The organism is Pacificoceanicola algae, from assembly GCF_049341065.1.
Classification (GTDB): domain Bacteria; phylum Pseudomonadota; class Alphaproteobacteria; order Rhodobacterales; family Rhodobacteraceae; genus Pacificoceanicola.
The window spans coordinates 170,847-186,212 of sequence record NZ_JBMPIX010000008.1 but is presented as its reverse complement, the minus strand read 5'-3'; the positions used below and the strand labels follow the sequence as shown (position 1 = coordinate 186,212).

17 protein-coding genes are annotated in these 15,366 nt (G+C 61.6%); 3 read left to right on the top strand and 14 right to left on the bottom strand.

The genetic code is table 11. The features are described from left to right. Positions 1–70 precede the first annotated feature (70 nt). A complete protein-coding gene (gene parA, locus ACOYQJ_RS14085) occupies positions 71–712 on the top strand; it encodes a ParA family partition ATPase (protein ID WP_422906665.1) in 642 nt (213 codons plus the stop codon). 24 nt (positions 713–736) lie between these two features. Beyond that, positions 737–1,585, top strand: coding sequence for a DUF6206 family protein (locus tag ACOYQJ_RS14080; RefSeq protein WP_422906664.1), 849 nt, complete (start codon positions 737–739; stop codon positions 1,583–1,585). A 139-nt stretch (positions 1,586–1,724) separates the two neighbouring features. On the opposite strand, the gene fsa is transcribed toward ACOYQJ_RS14080, so the two are convergent. Beyond that, a complete protein-coding gene (gene fsa / locus ACOYQJ_RS14075; protein WP_422906663.1) occupies positions 1,725–2,378 on the bottom strand; it encodes a fructose-6-phosphate aldolase in 654 nt (217 codons plus the stop codon). Positions 2,379–2,435: 57 nt separating this feature from the next. On the opposite strand from fsa, the gene ACOYQJ_RS14070 reads away from it, so the two are divergent. Next, the gene (locus ACOYQJ_RS14070; RefSeq protein ID WP_422906662.1) at positions 2,436–4,658 is read left to right on the top strand and encodes a primosomal protein N'; all 2,223 of its coding nucleotides are present in this window, start codon (positions 2,436–2,438) and stop codon (positions 4,656–4,658) included. 12 nt (positions 4,659–4,670) lie between these two features. On the opposite strand, the gene ACOYQJ_RS14065 is transcribed toward ACOYQJ_RS14070, so the two are convergent. The 13 genes from ACOYQJ_RS14065 to ACOYQJ_RS14005 all read right to left on the bottom strand — a co-directional run bounded on the left by ACOYQJ_RS14065 (position 4,671) and on the right by ACOYQJ_RS14005 (position 15,345). After that, a complete protein-coding gene (locus ACOYQJ_RS14065) occupies positions 4,671–5,108 on the bottom strand; it encodes an acyl-CoA thioesterase (protein WP_422906661.1) in 438 nt (145 codons plus the stop codon). Further along, positions 5,105–5,872 carry a TIGR02186 family protein gene (locus tag ACOYQJ_RS14060; RefSeq protein WP_422906660.1) on the bottom strand — a complete coding sequence of 256 codons (768 nt, stop codon included), beginning with the start codon at positions 5,870–5,872 and terminating at the stop codon, positions 5,105–5,107. Before ACOYQJ_RS14060 ends, ACOYQJ_RS14065 begins: the two co-directional genes overlap by 4 nt. A 2-nt stretch (positions 5,873–5,874) precedes the next feature. Further along, positions 5,875–6,780 carry a sulfite exporter TauE/SafE family protein gene (locus ACOYQJ_RS14055; protein ID WP_422906659.1) on the bottom strand — a complete coding sequence of 302 codons (906 nt, stop codon included), beginning with the start codon at positions 6,778–6,780 and terminating at the stop codon, positions 5,875–5,877. A gap of 81 nt (positions 6,781–6,861) precedes the next feature. Further along, positions 6,862–7,827, bottom strand: a complete 966-nt coding sequence (locus tag ACOYQJ_RS14050; protein WP_422906658.1) for an ABC transporter permease — start codon at positions 7,825–7,827, stop codon at positions 6,862–6,864. Continuing rightward, positions 7,827–8,921: an ABC transporter permease gene (locus ACOYQJ_RS14045; RefSeq protein ID WP_422906657.1), complete on the bottom strand. Its 1,095-nt coding sequence runs from the start codon at positions 8,919–8,921 to the stop codon at positions 7,827–7,829. Before ACOYQJ_RS14045 ends, ACOYQJ_RS14050 begins: the two co-directional genes overlap by 1 nt. A gap of 87 nt (positions 8,922–9,008) precedes the next feature. Then, positions 9,009–10,607: an ABC transporter ATP-binding protein gene (locus tag ACOYQJ_RS14040; RefSeq protein WP_422906656.1), complete on the bottom strand. Its 1,599-nt coding sequence runs from the start codon at positions 10,605–10,607 to the stop codon at positions 9,009–9,011. 112 nt (positions 10,608–10,719) lie between these two features. Beyond that, positions 10,720–11,724: a BMP family lipoprotein gene (locus tag ACOYQJ_RS14035; RefSeq protein WP_422906655.1), complete on the bottom strand. Its 1,005-nt coding sequence runs from the start codon at positions 11,722–11,724 to the stop codon at positions 10,720–10,722. Positions 11,725–11,868: 144 nt separating this feature from the next. Next, complete coding sequence (gene rimI / locus ACOYQJ_RS14030; protein ID WP_422906654.1) at positions 11,869–12,282, bottom strand: ribosomal protein S18-alanine N-acetyltransferase; 414 nt, start codon at positions 12,280–12,282, stop codon at positions 11,869–11,871. Then, positions 12,272–12,862 carry a tRNA (adenosine(37)-N6)-threonylcarbamoyltransferase complex dimerization subunit type 1 TsaB gene (tsaB, locus tag ACOYQJ_RS14025; RefSeq protein ID WP_422906653.1) on the bottom strand — a complete coding sequence of 197 codons (591 nt, stop codon included), beginning with the start codon at positions 12,860–12,862 and terminating at the stop codon, positions 12,272–12,274. Before tsaB ends, rimI begins: the two co-directional genes overlap by 11 nt. Next, the gene (locus ACOYQJ_RS14020) at positions 12,852–13,415 is read right to left on the bottom strand and encodes a NifU family protein (RefSeq protein ID WP_422906652.1); all 564 of its coding nucleotides are present in this window, start codon (positions 13,413–13,415) and stop codon (positions 12,852–12,854) included. The genes tsaB and ACOYQJ_RS14020 overlap by 11 nt, the downstream gene beginning before the upstream one ends. 79 nt (positions 13,416–13,494) lie before the next feature. Further along, positions 13,495–13,944 carry a DUF2267 domain-containing protein gene (locus ACOYQJ_RS14015; RefSeq protein WP_422906651.1) on the bottom strand — a complete coding sequence of 150 codons (450 nt, stop codon included), beginning with the start codon at positions 13,942–13,944 and terminating at the stop codon, positions 13,495–13,497. Positions 13,945–13,953: 9 nt separating this feature from the next. Continuing rightward, a complete protein-coding gene (locus ACOYQJ_RS14010; RefSeq protein WP_422906650.1) occupies positions 13,954–14,409 on the bottom strand; it encodes a universal stress protein in 456 nt (151 codons plus the stop codon). Between the two features lie 69 nt (positions 14,410–14,478). After that, entirely contained in the window at positions 14,479–15,345 is an 867-nt protein-coding gene (locus ACOYQJ_RS14005; protein WP_422906649.1) for a branched-chain amino acid aminotransferase, read from the bottom strand. Positions 15,346–15,366: the final 21 nt, after the last annotated feature.

Below are 15,366 nucleotides of genomic sequence, written 5' to 3'. Positions count from 1 at the left end.
GCGCCCCATGGGGCTGGATTTTGCCATGCTGCAAGTGCAAAGTGCGTCAGCCTTATAGGGGGACGAGTCCATGGCGGGCCAGGTTATCACAATCGCGCAGCAAAAGGGCGGGTCGGGCAAGACCACCACGGCCGTCAACTTGGGCGTCGGGCTAAGGGCGCTTGGCAAAACCGTTGCCTTCATCGACCTCGACCCGCAGGGCAGCCTTGGCCGCTGGTTCATGACCCGCGCCGAAAATCGGCCAGACCTTGTCGAAGGGCTCGAATTTGCGACTTCCTCGGCATGGGGCATCTCATACGAGGTCCGCAAGCTGACCGCGAACTTCGATTTTGTGATCGTCGACACCCCGCCCAAGGCTGACAGCGACCTGCGTCCAGCACTGCGGGTGGCGGCTTTGGTTGTTGTGCCGATTTCCGTTAGCCATGTCGATCTTTGGGCGACCGAAGGCGTGCTGGATCTTGCGCAACGAGAAAACCGCGACGCCTTGCTGGTGATGAACCGCACCCGCAGCGGTACGCGGCTCGGCGCGGATGTCGCTCAGGCCGCAGCCAAGATGGAAGCCGAGATTGCCGAATCCGGGCTGGCCAACCGTGTGGTCTATGCGGAATCGCTGGGCTTGGGACTTGGCGCGCTGGAAATGCCGCGCGGTCCCGCCCACGCCGAGGTGCAGGCGTTGACGGCAGAGGTGGCGCGGCATCTGTCAAACGGGTAAGGAGCCCTTCAAAGGAGACGACCCATGACAGACCTCGCTGCGCTGGCAGACCTGATCCGCGCCGATTCCGCCACCAAGGGCCAGACGATTTCCAAGCTGGGTTACTTTTGCGCCCCCTTCCAGCCGGCAAGCGGGCCCTTTTCCGACAAGGTGATCAAGGTCTACCGCGGGTTGCCGGATGCGGCCGCGCTGGACCGCCTGAAGGTCTGCCATGACGACTATGTCGTTGCGCTGAACGCCTCGGGTGTGGGCCTGCCGGAAACCGAGTTCCATTTGCTGGACATGGGCGGCACGCGCATACCGGTGATCGTTCAGCAGGCCTTGCCGACCGAGCGCCTCATGCGCCCGCTGATGCAACAGGGAACACTGGAAGAAACGCTGGCGATGATGGAGGCCGCTGGCCAGATCATCGCGACCTTCTGGCACTGGGCAAAAGGGACGCAGACCCGCATCGGCTTTCACCCCTCGATCCGCAACTTTGCCTATATCGATGGGCGCGCGGTGTTTTTTGACACCTTCCCGCCGCTCATCCACTACACCCGCGACGAGATGGGCAAGATGCTGCTGCTCTTTTCTGACAAACGCCTGATGCGCATGGTCGGCCCTTTCCTGCAAAAGAAGGTGACCGGCATTCAGGACGAATGGTATTCTCCCCCGGAAACACTGGTTGGACTGGTCGGCAGTGCCTGCCGCCTGCGCCCCGAAAACGCACAGGCCTATCTGGAGTGGGGGCGGGGCTTTGCGATGCGCGCCATGGCCCCTTGGGCAGACGAGGCTCTGGCTGGGATGAAAGAACCACCCCGCTTGCCGGGGTATTGGACAGGCTTCCGGAAAATTCTCGGCCTTCAGGGCGAACCAAATATCGAAAAATGAAGACGGGTGTCCATGTGCCACCCGTGCCTTGCTTCTTTGGGCCTAAAATACCTCGGGGGTCCGGGGGCAGCGCCCCCGGTATGCGCTTTGCCATAGGCAAAGCGCAGGGATCGGATCGCCTAAGGCGATCCGAATTCCATCAGACGATCTTGATACCGGCGTCCTTGATATCCTTCAGGAACTGGTCCAGCCCCTTGTCGGTCAGAACATGGTTCGCCATGGCCTTGATCACGGCAGGCGGGGCGGTGGCCACGTCAGCGCCGATCTTGGCGCATTCGCTCATGTGGTTCGCCGTGCGGATCGAGGCAGCAAGGATCTGCGTCTCGTAACCGTAGTTGTCATAAATCTCGCGGATGTCCGCAATCAACTCCAGCCCATCCACGTTCAGGTCATCCAGACGCCCGATGAAGGGCGAGATGAATGTCGCGCCAGCCTTGGCCGCCAGCAGCGCCTGATTGGCGGAAAAGCACAGCGTCACGTTGACCATTTTGCCTTCGCCCGACAGCACCTTGCAGGCTTTCAGGCCGTCCCAGGTCAGCGGAACCTTGACGGCGATGTTCTCGGCGATTTCGGCCAGCTTACGGCCCTCGGCAATCATGGTATCGGCATCGATAGCGGTGACCTCGGCGGACACCGGTCCGGAGACCAGCTCGCAAATCTCTTTGGTCACTTCAAGGATATCACGCCCGGATTTCTTGATGAGCGAAGGGTTGGTTGTCACACCATCCACCATGCCCAGATCGTTCAATTCAGCAATTGCATCGATTTCGGCGGTGTCGACAAAGAATTTCATGAGGCTTGCTCCCTTTGATGGCTTGGCCTTTCCTGCCTTCGGCTTTACCCCTTTTGCATGGCGCACAAAACCCCGGATCGACAGCAGACCCTCCCTGTATATTACGAGACAGGTGATCTCGTGGCGGTGCTGACGGCGCAGCCGCTGGACCGTTTGCTCGATTACAAGGCACCCGAGGGCGGCTGCCACCTTGGCGCCTATGTCGAGGTGCCGCTTGGCCCGCGCAAGGTACAGGGCGTCGTGTGGGGGCCGGGGCAGGGGGACTATGACCGTTCAAAAATCCGCTCGGTCATCCGGGTCTTGGATGTGCCGCCCATGCGCGATGAAATGCGCAGCTTTCTTGAAAAATCCGGCGCCTATACGCTGACGCCGATGTCGCTGATGTTGCGCCTTGCGACCCGCGCACCGGGGCTGGGCGATCCGCCGTCCATGCGCAAGGTCTACCGGATCGGAGAGGGCGAGCCGCCGCGCCTGACAGACGCCCGCCGCCGGGTGATCGAGGCCGCGCAGGAAATGGGCGGGCTCGCGCTGACCCTCAAGGAATTGGCCGAGGCCGCCGGGGTGACGCCCCAGGTGGTCAAGGGACTGCTGCCTTCCGGCGCAATTCGCGAAGAGGAATGCCCGCGCGACCCGCCCTTCCCGCTGCTTGACCCGGATTATGGCTCAAAGACATTAACGCCGGATCAGGCCGCCGCAGCCGAACGTCTGCGCGCGGCGCAGCGCAACGAAACCTATTCGACGACCCTGCTCAAAGGCGTTACCGGATCGGGCAAAACCGAGGTTTACCTCGAGGCCGTCGCCGAAGCATTGCGGCAAGGACGGCAGGCGCTTGTCCTGCTGCCCGAGATTGCGCTTTCGGCTGAATTTCTTGCCCGCGTCGAGGCCCGCTTTGGCGCCCGCCCGGCGGAATGGCACTCGGGCGTGACGATCACGGAACGCCGCCGCACGTGGCGGATGGTGGCCGAAGGGCACGCGCAACTGGTGGTGGGCGCGCGATCCGCTTTGTTCCTGCCCTATCAGCGCCTTGGCTTGATCGTGGTCGATGAGGAACATGACACCTCTTACAAGCAGGAAGAGGGCGTGTTGTACAACGCCCGCGACATGGCCGTTCTGCGCGCCTCGATCCTTGGGGCGCAGGTGGTGCTGGCCACGGCGACACCCAGCCTTGAAAGCTGGGCAAATGCCGAGGCGGGCAAATACGACAAGCTGGTTCTGACCTCGCGCTTTGGCGAGGCCGTCCTGCCCGAGATGCGGGCGCTGGACATGCGGCCTGAAAAGCTGCCGTCGAACCGCTGGATTTCCGCGCAACTGGAAACCGCCGTCAAACAACGGATGGAGCGCGGAGAGCAGGCGTTGCTGTTCCTCAACCGACGCGGCTATGCGCCGGTGACGTTGTGCCGGGCCTGTGGGCAACAGATCGGCTGCCCCCATTGTGACGCGCGCATGGTGGAACACCGCTTTTTGCAACGTCTGGTCTGTCATCAATGCGGGGAAAGCACACCGATCCCGACCACCTGCCCAAGTTGCGAGGCCGAAGATCGTCTGGCCCCCGTCGGCCCGGGTGTCGAACGTCTGGCCGAAGAGGCAACGGCGCTATTTCCCGAGGCGCGGATCGCGGTGCTGTCCTCGGACCTGTACGGGACGGCACGCGAACTCAAGGAACAGATCGTCGCCATCGCCGAGGGCGGGTCGGATATCATCATTGGCACGCAATTGGTGGCCAAGGGGCACAACTTTCCGCATCTGACCCTGGTGGGCGTGATCGACGCCGACCTTGGGTTGCAAGGCTCGGACCTGCGGGCGGCGGAACGGACATTTCAGCTGATGCGGCAGGTGGCGGGGCGTGCGGGGCGGGCCGAAAAGCCCGGCGTGGCGATGCTGCAGACCTATCAACCCGAACACCCGGTGATCCGCGCTATCCTTGCCGGCGACGAAGAGGCCTTTTGGCGGGCCGAGGCCGAAGAACGCCGCGCGGCGGGCATGCCGCCTTATGGGCGGTTGGCCGGGATCATCCTGTCAGGCGGCGAGCCGCAGCAGGTTTTTGATCTGGGCAACCATCTTGCCCGCAACGATGCGCCCTTGCGCCGGGTTGGCGCGGTTGTCTACGGGCCGGCGCCTGCGCCCATCGCCCGGGTGCGCGGACGTCACCGCGTGCGCCTGTTGGTCAAGGCCCCCAAAGGCGTGGCTTTGCAGGGCGCGCTCAGCAACTGGGTCGCGCCGATCAAGTTGCGCGGGGATCTGCGTTTGGCCATCGACATCGACCCACAAAGCTTTTTCTAGCGTTGGGGCCGGTCAGCCCTTTTTGAGCAACCCGGCAAAAATCGACCGCGCGGCCTCGGGGATCGGGGTGGGGCGCCCGTCCGGGCCGGTCAAAACCTGCGCAAAGAACCCTTCGGCGCTGGCGGTATCCTCGTCGTTGCGGAACAGCCCGACCTCGAAGCGCAGGGACGAATTGCCCAGATGTCCGATCCGCAAACCGGCGTGAATGACATCGGGAAAGCCGACCTCTGCGTGATAGCGCACCCCGGTCTCGACAACCAGAAAGCGCAGCGCCTCGGGGCCGCGGATTTGCAGGCCCTGACCCAACTGCCAAAAGCTGACGGCAGTGTCGATCAACGACAAGTAGGTGGCGTTGTTCATGTGGCCGTATTCATCGTTGTCCATCCAACGGGTGGGCAAGACATGAAAGGCCGCATAGGCTTTGCGGGTTCCGGGGGACGGACGGCTCATCCTGACCTCAGTATGCGAAAGGCAGTGGACGCGCCCCAGCCCGCCGCGATGGCGATGGCCAGCGACATCAGGCCATAAATCAGCGGCTGCTGCCGCGACAGGGTATAAAGCCAGCGTTCCAGCCCGACCTTGCGCACTTCGATCACGGTCTCGAAGTTGGAAATCACATTGCCGCCGCGCGTCAAAAAGATACGCGTGGGGTACGATCCCTCGGTCAGGTTGGAGGGCATCGAGATGGAGGTGTTGAACAGAGTGGACTGGCTGACCTCTACCGTGCTTTCGAGCAACTGGTAAAGATCTTCCTCCGCGCGAATGCGAATGACGGCCGCCGAAAAACTTTGCGAATCCTGTACCTGCATAGGGGCGCCTACGGACCGGATGGCGCGCGGGATTGATATCTTGTGGCGCAGGTCTTCGACGTTAGAAATCACTTCGTTCCACGGCCCAGAGGTGGCCACGGCATAAAACGATGGCGCCGCGTCAACGACGACGGAATCCGTGTTTACCCAAATGCCGAAACGGTGTTCCTTGCGGCGCACTGTCACCGGTTGCAGAGGGCCTGCGATGGCTATGATCACCTCAAGCGGCGGTCCCTCGGGGATCGGCTCTTCGCGCTTGATCGCACCAAAGATCAGGATGTCGGAGCCGTCGAAATCGGTCGAGATCGATACGCGGTCCTGACTGAGGCCAAGCACCACCTCTTCGGCGCGCAAGGGCAGGGACCAAAGCACCAGCAGGACCAAAAGGGCGGCAAGGCGCGGCATGCTCAGACCCCCGCAATGCTGTAGAGTTCAGAGGGCATGAGCAGCAATTCAAGCGCCAGCTTGGCGCAGACCAGCAGTACCAGACCGGCCAGAAGAATGCGCAGCTGCTCAGCCTTCATCCGCGCGCCGATGCCCGCCCCGAACTGCGCCCCGATCACGCCGCCGACCAGCAGCAGCACCGCCAGAACGATATCGACGGTATAGTTTGTGGCCGCGTGCAGCGTGGTCGTGAAGGCGGCGACAAAGATGATCTGAAACAAGGACGTGCCGACAACCACCTTCGTGGGCATACCCAGCAGATAGATCATCGCGGGCACCATGATAAAGCCACCCCCGACGCCCATGATCGCCGCCAGCACACCCACCATGAGCCCCACCACAAGCGGTGGAATGACCGAGATATAAAGCCCGCTGGTCCGGAACCGGATCTTGAACGGCAGCCCATGCACCCAGTTGTGTTTCTTGCGGGCTGGAACGATGCCGCGGCGCGACTTGCGCAGGGAGTTCAGGCTTTCGATGAACATCAGCGCGCCGATGATACCCAGAAACACCACGTAAAACAGGCTGACCAGCAAATCGACCTGTCCCAGCTTCTTGAGGTAGTTGAACAGCATGACGCCGAAAGTGGCGCCGATCAAGCCTCCGATCAGCAGGACGGTGCCCATTCGCAGATCAACCGTTCGGCGTTTGAAATGTGCCAGAACCGCGGAAAAGGACGAGGCGACGATCTGGTTCGCGCCGGTGGCAACCGCCACGGCCGGGGGAATGCCGATAAAGAACAGCAGGGGCGTCAAAAGAAAGCCGCCGCCAACGCCAAACATGCCAGACAACACTCCGACCAAGCCGCCCAAGCCGAGCACGAGGAAAATGTTGACCGAAACCTCGGCGATGGGGAGGTAGACCTGCATAAAAACATTTAGCGCCGCCCAAGCAGCAAAGGCAACGGGGCGGCGCATGTTTCTTGTTGAGCGAGGCGGCTTTGCCTGTGGTTAACGCTCTTTGACGTAAGGCTCGCCTCCAGCGCGGGGCGGAATGGCCTTGCCGACAAAACCGGCAAGGATCACCACCGTCAGGATGTAGGGCAGCGCATCCATGAATTGAACCGGGATGGTGAAAAAGCCCAGGTCGATGTTCTGGAACCGCAGCGCGATGGCCTGAAGCAGACCGAACAGCAGGCAGGCCGCCAGCGCGTACCACGGCCGCCACTTGGCAAAGATCAGCGCGGCCAGCGCGATATAGCCCCGGCCAGCCGACATCTCGCGGCCAAAGTTGGACTGAATCGAAGTTGCCAGATAAGCGCCAGCAATGCCGCAAAGCACGCCACAGATCGCCACAGCCGCAAATCGCATCCCGGTGACGGACACGCCAGCGGTGTCCACGGCGTCCGGCGCTTCGCCCACGGCCCGCAGGCGCAGGCCAAACCGGGTGCGGAACAGGATCCACCATGTCAGTGGCACCATGGCAAAGGCCGCATAGGCCAGAATTGAATGCCCCGAGATCAGATCTGAATAAATCGGGCCGACCACCGGCACGTCACGAAGCGCATTTGCAAAGGGCAGGTCCAGCTCTCCGAACTTGGCGGTGCTTGGCAGGGTCAAGGTGCGCCCGCCCTGTTTGTACCAATCCTGCGCGATCAGCACCGTCAGGCCAGAGGCGAGAAAGTTCAATGCCACCCCCGAGATCAGCTGGTTGCCCCGGAAGGTGATCGAAGCCAGCCCGTGAATGGCTGAAAACACCAGCGACGCGGCGATCCCTGCGCCCAGACCCACCCAGGCCGATCCGGATTCATAGGCAATGGCAGCCGAGAAGAAGGCGGCGATCAGCATCTTGCCTTCCAGACCGATGTCAAAGATCCCCGCACGTTCGGAGAACAGCCCTGCCAGACAGGCCAGCAAAAGCGGCGTGGACATGCGCACGGTGCTGTCGAGCACCTGAATGATCGTGTTCAGATCCATCACGCGTCTCCCTTTCGCATCGCCAGAAACAGTTTTTCAAGCGGCATGCGCACCATGTTGTCCAACGCTCCGGTAAACAGGATGACCAAAGCCTGGATCACCGTGATCAGTTCGCGCGGGATGTTGGCCCAAAAGGCCAGCTCGGCCCCGCCTTGGTACAAGAACCCGAACAGCAGCGCCGCGAGAAAGACCCCCAAAGGGTGCGAACGCCCCATAAGCGCCACGGCGATCCCGATAAAACCGGCCCCCTCCGAGGCGTTCAGGACCAGACGCTCGGCTTCGCCCTGGGTGGTGTTCAGGGCCATCATTCCGGCGAGCCCACCGGATATCAGCATAGCAACCACGGTGATCTTGACCGGTGAAATCCCGGCATATTTTGCCGCCGACTCGGAATGGCCAAAGGCACGGATTTCATACCCTAGCTTGGTGCGCCAGATCAGGAACCAGACGGCGATACAGGCGAGGATGGCGATGAAGAAGGTGACATTGGCCGGAGACCCACGGAACAAGGGCGTCTCGGCGGTCGAGAACATCGCCTGGAATGTCGGTAAATGCGTGCCAACCGGGAAGTTCGCGGTGGCAGGCTCCATCGCGCCGGTGGGGCGCAACTGGTTGACCAGCACATAGTTCAGCACGGCAGCGGCGATGAAGTTGAACATGATCGTGGTGATGACGATATGGCTGCCGCGTTTCGCCTGTAGATAAGCCGGGATATAGGCCCAGGCCGCACCAAACAGCCCGGCCGCGAGCGTGGTGAAGATCAGCGAAATCGACCAATGCGGGAAGGGAATGAACAGGCAGACAAGCGCCACGCCCAACCCGCCGATCATCGCCTGCCCCTCGCCGCCGATGTTGAACATGCGGGCGTGAAAGGCGACGGCCACGGCCAGCCCGGTAAAGGTGAAGTTGGTGGTATAATAGAGCGTATATCCCCAGCCCGAGGATTTCATCAGCGCGCCGTCGACCATCATCGTGAAGGCGGTGATCGGGTTTTCCCCAATGGCGAGGATGACCACGGCCGAAAGCAGCGCGGCAAGGATGATCGAGATCAGAGGAACAAGGACCGCGTCGGCCCAGGCAGGCATTCTATCCATGGAGCGCTTCCTTGAAAGCCGGGGCGATTGCGGCACGGCGGGACGCCTCCGGCAGGGGTATTTGGGACAAGATGAAGACAGGGGCGGTCATAGTTTGGCGGCCTTCCGTGCTTCTTTGGCCTGCAATTGCTCGTCAATCGCCTCGATCAGCGGTTTGTCCGGCATTTCGGTGACACCCGCCATCAGCAGGCCCAGTTCGGTTTGATTGGTCTCGGCCGGCAGCCGTTCACCCATGATCAGGCCGTCGAACATCACCGCGATCCGGTCAGAAAGCGACATGATCTCGTCCAGCTCGACCGAGACCAGAAGGATTGCCTTGCCCGCATCGCGCAGGGCGACGATCTGCTGGTGGATAAACTCGATCGCGCCGATATCGACGCCGCGCGTGGGTTGGCCGATCAGCAGGATATCCGGGTTGCGCTCGATCTCGCGGGCGAGGACGATCTTTTGCTGGTTGCCCCCGGAAAAGTTGCGCGCCGCAAGGTTCGGGTTCGGCGGTCGAACGTCGAAACGCGCCATCTTTTTGGCGGCTTCTTCCTTGATCCCGGCATTGTCCATCAGAAGGCCATTTTGGTAGGCCGGATCGCGGTGATAGCCGAACACCATGTTTTCCCAGGCGGTAAAGGGCAGGATCAGGCCTTCACCGTGGCGGTCTTCGGGGACATGGGCGATGCCACGGGCGCGGCGCGACTGACCGTCAGAGTGCTTGCCCGTCAGGTCAATTTCCTGACCATTGACGCGGATTGACCCGGTGGCGTCGGCATAGCCGCCCAAGACTTCGAGCAGTTCGGACTGGCCATTGCCTGACACGCCCGCGATGCCAAGAATCTCGCCCGCGCGCACATTCAGAGAGATTCCTTTGAGCCGCTCGACCTTGTCTTTGTCGATATGGCGCAGGTTTTCGACTTCAAGCACCTTGGCGCCGGGCGTCGCGGGCTTTTTATCCACGCGCAGCAGGACTTTGCGACCGACCATCAGTTCGGCCAGCTGTTCGGGACTGGTTTCCGATGTCTTGACCGTCGCGGTCATCTCGCCCCGGCGCATCACGCTGACGGTATCGGTGATTTCCATGATCTCGCGCAGCTTATGCGTAATCAGGACGATGGTTTTGCCCTCGTCCTTCAACCCGTTGAGGATACGGAACAAGTGGTCGGCCTCGGCAGGGGTCAACACGCCTGTTGGTTCATCAAGGATGAGAATGTCGGCCTCGCGGTACAGCGCCTTGAGGATTTCAACCCGTTGCTGGTGCCCGACGGACAAGTTTTCGATCAGCGCGTCAGGATCGACGTTGAGTTCATATTCCGAGGCAAGCTGTTTCAGAACGCCGCGGGCGCGGGACAGGCTGGGGCGCAAAAGCCTGCCGTCCTCGGCGCCAAGGATCACGTTTTCCAGAACGGTGAAGTTCTGCACAAGCTTGAAATGTTGAAAGACCATGCCGATACCAGCGGCAATGGCGGCTTGACTGTCGGGGATCTCGGTCTTCTTGCCGCCGATAAAGATCTCGCCGCTGTCGGCCTTGTAGAACCCGTAGAGGATCGACATGAGCGTCGATTTGCCTGCGCCGTTTTCGCCGATGATACCGTGGATCGTGCCGCGTTCGACACGGATCGAGATGTCCTTGTTGGCCTGAACGGGGCCAAAGGCCTTGGAAATGCTTCTGAGTTCGATCGCTGGGGCTTGGGTCATAATGCGCCTTTTGAATGAGGGCGTCCGCTGATCTGCCCTGAGGGGCAGCCGCACCAAGCGTGCAGGCAGCGGTAGACAGGGCCGAGGCAGTGCGCCCCGGCCCTGAACTTCATCAGAACTGGAGAACCGGGCAGGTGTCGTCCGTGCTGTAATCGTGGACCGAAATCTCGCCTGCGATGATCTTTTCGCGGGCGCCGTCCACGGCGGCTTTCATCTCGTCGGTGACCAGCGCGGCATTGTTGTCGTCCAGCGCATAGCCGACGCCCTCTTCCGCAAGGCCCAGCACCTTGACGCCGGTTTCCAGATCGGCGCCTGCGGTCATGGCTTCGTCAACGGCCACATCGACACGCTTGAGCATCGAGGTAAGAACCTTGCCCGGGTGCAGATAGTTCTGGTTGCTGTCCACGCCGACCGACAGGATGCCTTCGTCGGCGGCGGTCTGCAGAACGCCCAGACCGGTGCCACCGGCGGCAGCAAAGATCACGTCGGCGCCCTGCGAAATCTGCGCCTTTGCCAGTTCGGAGCCTTTCACCGGGTCATTCCACGCGGCGGGGGTGGTGCCGGTCATGTTGGCGATGACCTTGGCGTCGGGGTTCACGGCCATCGCGCCCTGGGCATAACCGCAGGCAAACTTGCGGATCAGCGGGATGTCCATGCCACCGACAAAGCCGACGGTGTTCGATTTGGAGGCCATCGCGGCGATCATGCCGACAAGGTACGACCCTTCGTGCTCGGAAAACAGGATCGACAGAACGTTCGGGTGCTCGCCGGGATCGACAAAGCCGTCGATGGTGACGAATTTGGTGTCTGGATAGTCCGCCGCAACCGAAGCGATCGGCGAGGACATCGAGAAACCAGTGGTCACAACCGGGTTGAAGCCCGCTTCTGCAAAGCGGCGCAGGGCCTGCTCGCGCTGGGCTTCGGATTGCAGTTCGATGTCCTTGTAGCTGCCGCCGGTTGCTGCGGCGTATTTTTCGGCACCGTTGAAGGCGGCTTCGTTGAAGCTCTTGTCGAACTTGCCGCCAAGGTCGTAGATCAGCGCCGGGTCGGCCAATGCGGCGCCTGCGCTCAGCGCGAGGGCGGCGACAGAGCCGAGGGTCTTTGCGATAAAGGTCATGGAGTTGCTCCCAGTCGGTTGAAGGGCGGACCTCGTTTGTGGGTCCGCCTTGCGTAATGGACGCAATTAGGGCGCGTGGCTGTCAGATGGTCAACCGATTCTTGTGGATTTAGTTGCGGATCAGGCGGCTAAGGTCCGCTGACGTCAGGGCAAATCCCGCGCCATGATCAAAGCATCGGCACTCGGCCCGTTGGTCAGGCGATAGTAGGCTTTTCTGCGCCCGACGGCGGTATAGCCGTGTTTTTCGTAAAACCGGATGGCCGGGATGTTGTGTTCCGGGACCTCCAGAAAAACCCGGGCGGCGCCACGTGTGCGTGCCTGCCGGTGGAACATCTCGAGGGCGGCGCTGGCCTGCCCGCTACGCTGTTTTGCCGGATCGGCAGCAAGGGCGAGGATCTCGGCCTCATCGGTGATGACTTGACCCAGAACAAACGCGCGCTGCGAGGTGGTCAGAAGCGATGAAGGTTGCGCCAAAGTGCTGGCGATCTGCGCGGCGGTCCATGGCGACATATGCTGGTAAGCGCGGGTGCAAAGGTCAGCAAGAGCCTCAGGCGTCATCCAAAATCACCGGCGGGGTATCGCGCGACGGCGCAGCGTCGGCGGGCCTGATGTACAGCGGCGCCGGTCGAGGCGTGTTCTTGGGCGCTTTGGCGGCGATGCGGGCCATCATTTCGACGTGATCGACGGGCGCGTGTTCGGTTGACAGGGCATAGGCCATGTCCGGCATCTGCGGGCTCAGGATCGGATCACACATCTTGTCGTGATCCTTTAGATAAACCTGATCGCGGGGCGCGGGAACGGCGGTCTGCGCCCGATTCGACAGGCACTTGGTTGTCTGAAACAGCGAGACGCCGATGGCGGGAATGCCGAGGCCAAGCGCAAGGCCGCGAGCCGCGCTGACGGAAATGCGGATGCCGGTGAAGTTCCCCGGGCCAATGCCAACCCCCAAAGTGGTCAGTTCGGTCCAGTCTTTGCCGGTTTCATCAAGCAACTCTTGCAGCAGCGGCATGAGCCGTTCTGCCTGACCGCGTCCCATTTCTTCGGAGCGGCTGGCTAAAACCGTGTCACCACACAACAAAGCGGCGGCGCAATGCGCCGCCGATGTGTCGAATGCCAAAACGAGTGGATCAGACGGCAACCGGGCGTACCTCGGTCACTTCCGGGATGTAGTGGCGCAGCAGGTTTTCGATGCCCATTTTCAGCGTCAGTGTTGACGAGGGGCAGCCCGCGCAGGCGCCCTGCATGTGCAGGTATACGACGCCGCGATCAAAGCCGTGGAAGGTGATGTCGCCCCCGTCCTGAGCCACAGCGGGGCGTACGCGGCTGTCGAGCAATTCCTTGATCTGGCCGACGATTTCACTGTCTTCACCGCTGTGATCGGCATGGCCGCCGGCCTGCATGGCGCCATCGCTCATGACAGGCTGGCCGGATTGGAAATGCTCCATGATGGCGCCAAGGATGGCGGGTTTCATGTGGTCCCAGTCAACGGCCTCATCTTTTGTCACGGTCACGAAATCGGTGCCGAAAAAGACACCGGTCACACCCTCGACAGAGAACAGTCGCTGCGCCAATGGCGAAGCACTGGCGGCCTCGGGGGCCGGGAAATCGGCGGTGCCCATCTCCAGCACGGTCTGGCCGGGCAGAAACTTGAGCGTGGCAGGGTTCGGCGTGGATTCGGTTTGAATAAACATCTTGGTCGCACCTTTCGTGGCTTGCACTTTATATGCGCCTCTAAGGGCCGATCGTCAAGGATTGGAACGATTCTAAAGACTAGCCAAAGCCGGGCGAAAGATCCTTGTCGGAATAGCCGCTCAGCTGCCAGAAGGCCTGCGCTTCGGGGCCGATCTTGGCCAGCGCACGGCGCAAGATGTCGGGGCGTACGGCCCGGTGCAGGGCAAAGGACACCGCTTCTACCGCGTTGTCAGGCGCGAAATTGTGATTTTTGCGCAGGGCTTTGACCTCGGCCAGAATGGTGGCGGGGTCGGCCCAAGGCACCGGGTCCGCCAATTGCCAGTTCTGCACGAAAAGGGCGCGGGGCAATGCGGGCAGATCTTGCGCAAAATCCAGCGCCTGCTGCGGCGTCAGGCGGCCGCGAAAGGCGCGGAACACCCCTTCGGTCATGGTATAGGCAACATTGTCCGAAGGGGTGCAGGCGATTTCGCGCACGTCATCAAGAAAGCTGCGCCATTCGCGTTTCGCGTGACGATAGCTCCAGGGCATCGGCATGGGTCATGTGACCGCTTCGAGGCGTTCCTTGCTCATATCGCCGGGAACGATGGTGATGGGAATGGGCAGGGATCCGGCGTTTTTGGTCAGCTGTGTGACCAGCGGCCCGGGGCCCTTCTTGTCGGCGGCGGCGCCCAGAACCAGCACACCGATGTCGGGATCGTCTTTGACCTGAGCGATGATTTCCGGCACGGGTTCGCCCTCGCGGATGACAAGTTCGGGGTCGATCCCTTGCTTGTCGCGCATCCATTTGGCGAAGACCTCGAAATGCGCAATGATCCTTTCGCGGGCCTCTTCGCGCATGATGTCACCAACACCGATCCAATGGTTGAACTCATCCGGCGGAATGACCGACAGGATTTCGACCCCGCCACCGGTATTGGCGGCGCGCATGGCAGCAAAGCGCATGGCGTTCAGGCATTCGCGGCTGTCATCGAGGACAACAAGAAACTTGCGCATGTGGTACTCCCTCTTCGCAGCGATGATGGCCGAGAGGCGCAGGCCTGTCCAGCGCCCCGGTCTTGGAGATCACGGTGCCGTCGAGGTGGCCCAGTCCCAGTACATTTCGCGTACGCGCCTGGTGACGGGCCCCGCCTGATACTCTGTGTCTTCAAAGCCGGTCACGGCGGTGACCTTGCTCATGTTGCCGGATAGAAAAACCTCGTCCGCGTCTTTGAAATCGTCGAAGGTCAGCACGGTTTCATGCACTGCCATGCCATCGGCGCGCATGTTGGACATATGCCGGGCGCGGGTGATCCCGGCAAGGAAAGTGCCATTGGCGATAGGGGTGAACACCTCTCCGTCCTTGACCATAAAGACGTTGGCCGTGGCGCTTTCTGCGACGTTGCCCATGGCATCCGCAACCAGGGCATTGCCAAAGCCGCGCGCGCGGACCTCGGCCAGCATGCGGGCGTTGTTGGGATACAGACATCCCGCCTTGGCGTTCACGACCGAGCTTTCCAGAACCGGACGGCGAAAACGCGTGTGCCCGAGTTTGACGGTCGCGCTATCCGGCGCAAAGGGGATTTCTTCGAGGCAGATGGCAAAGCCGGTCTCATCAGGCTGCGGGACAATGGCGGTGATGTCGCCATTAATGCCCCAGTACATCGGGCGGATGTAAACGGCGGCGTCGGGGGTATAGGCCTTGAGCCCTTCGAGGACGATTTCCACCATGTCTTTGGGGGTGACCGTGGGCTTGACCATCAGCGCCTCGGCCGAGCGATTGACGCGGGCGCAATGCGCATCAAGGTCGGGCGCAACACCCTGAACATAACGGGCGCCATCAAAGACGCCTGACCCCAGCCAGGCCCCATGATCGGCGGCGCGAATGATCATCGTGTCGCCGTCATGCCACTGGCCATTGTAGTAAGTGCGGATATTCGTGCCGGTTGCCATGAGCGTGCCTTTCCTTTTTGT

What these genes read in the sequence shown, in the direction of transcription:
- parA (WP_422906665.1), top strand. Translation starts at nt 71, where the DNA reads ATGGCGGGCCAGGTTATCACAATCGCGCAGCAAAAGGGCGGGTCGGGC.
- ACOYQJ_RS14080 (WP_422906664.1), top strand. Translation starts at nt 737, where the DNA reads ATGACAGACCTCGCTGCGCTGGCAGACCTGATCCGCGCCGATTCCGCC.
- fsa (WP_422906663.1), bottom strand. Translation starts at nt 2,378, where the DNA reads ATGAAATTCTTTGTCGACACCGCCGAAATCGATGCAATTGCTGAATTG.
- ACOYQJ_RS14070 (WP_422906662.1), top strand. Translation starts at nt 2,436, where the DNA reads ATGGCGCACAAAACCCCGGATCGACAGCAGACCCTCCCTGTATATTAC.
- ACOYQJ_RS14065 (WP_422906661.1), bottom strand. Translation starts at nt 5,108, where the DNA reads ATGAGCCGTCCGTCCCCCGGAACCCGCAAAGCCTATGCGGCCTTTCAT.
- ACOYQJ_RS14060 (WP_422906660.1), bottom strand. Translation starts at nt 5,872, where the DNA reads ATGCCGCGCCTTGCCGCCCTTTTGGTCCTGCTGGTGCTTTGGTCCCTG.
- ACOYQJ_RS14055 (WP_422906659.1), bottom strand. Translation starts at nt 6,780, where the DNA reads ATGCAGGTCTACCTCCCCATCGCCGAGGTTTCGGTCAACATTTTCCTC.
- ACOYQJ_RS14050 (WP_422906658.1), bottom strand. Translation starts at nt 7,827, where the DNA reads ATGGATCTGAACACGATCATTCAGGTGCTCGACAGCACCGTGCGCATG.
- ACOYQJ_RS14045 (WP_422906657.1), bottom strand. Translation starts at nt 8,921, where the DNA reads ATGGATAGAATGCCTGCCTGGGCCGACGCGGTCCTTGTTCCTCTGATC.
- ACOYQJ_RS14040 (WP_422906656.1), bottom strand. Translation starts at nt 10,607, where the DNA reads ATGACCCAAGCCCCAGCGATCGAACTCAGAAGCATTTCCAAGGCCTTT.
- ACOYQJ_RS14035 (WP_422906655.1), bottom strand. Translation starts at nt 11,724, where the DNA reads ATGACCTTTATCGCAAAGACCCTCGGCTCTGTCGCCGCCCTCGCGCTG.
- rimI (WP_422906654.1), bottom strand. Translation starts at nt 12,282, where the DNA reads ATGACGCCTGAGGCTCTTGCTGACCTTTGCACCCGCGCTTACCAGCAT.
- ACOYQJ_RS14020 (WP_422906652.1), bottom strand. Translation starts at nt 13,415, where the DNA reads ATGTTTATTCAAACCGAATCCACGCCGAACCCTGCCACGCTCAAGTTT.
- ACOYQJ_RS14015 (WP_422906651.1), bottom strand. Translation starts at nt 13,944, where the DNA reads ATGCCCTGGAGCTATCGTCACGCGAAACGCGAATGGCGCAGCTTTCTT.
- ACOYQJ_RS14010 (WP_422906650.1), bottom strand. Translation starts at nt 14,409, where the DNA reads ATGCGCAAGTTTCTTGTTGTCCTCGATGACAGCCGCGAATGCCTGAAC.
- ACOYQJ_RS14005 (WP_422906649.1), bottom strand. Translation starts at nt 15,345, where the DNA reads ATGGCAACCGGCACGAATATCCGCACTTACTACAATGGCCAGTGGCAT.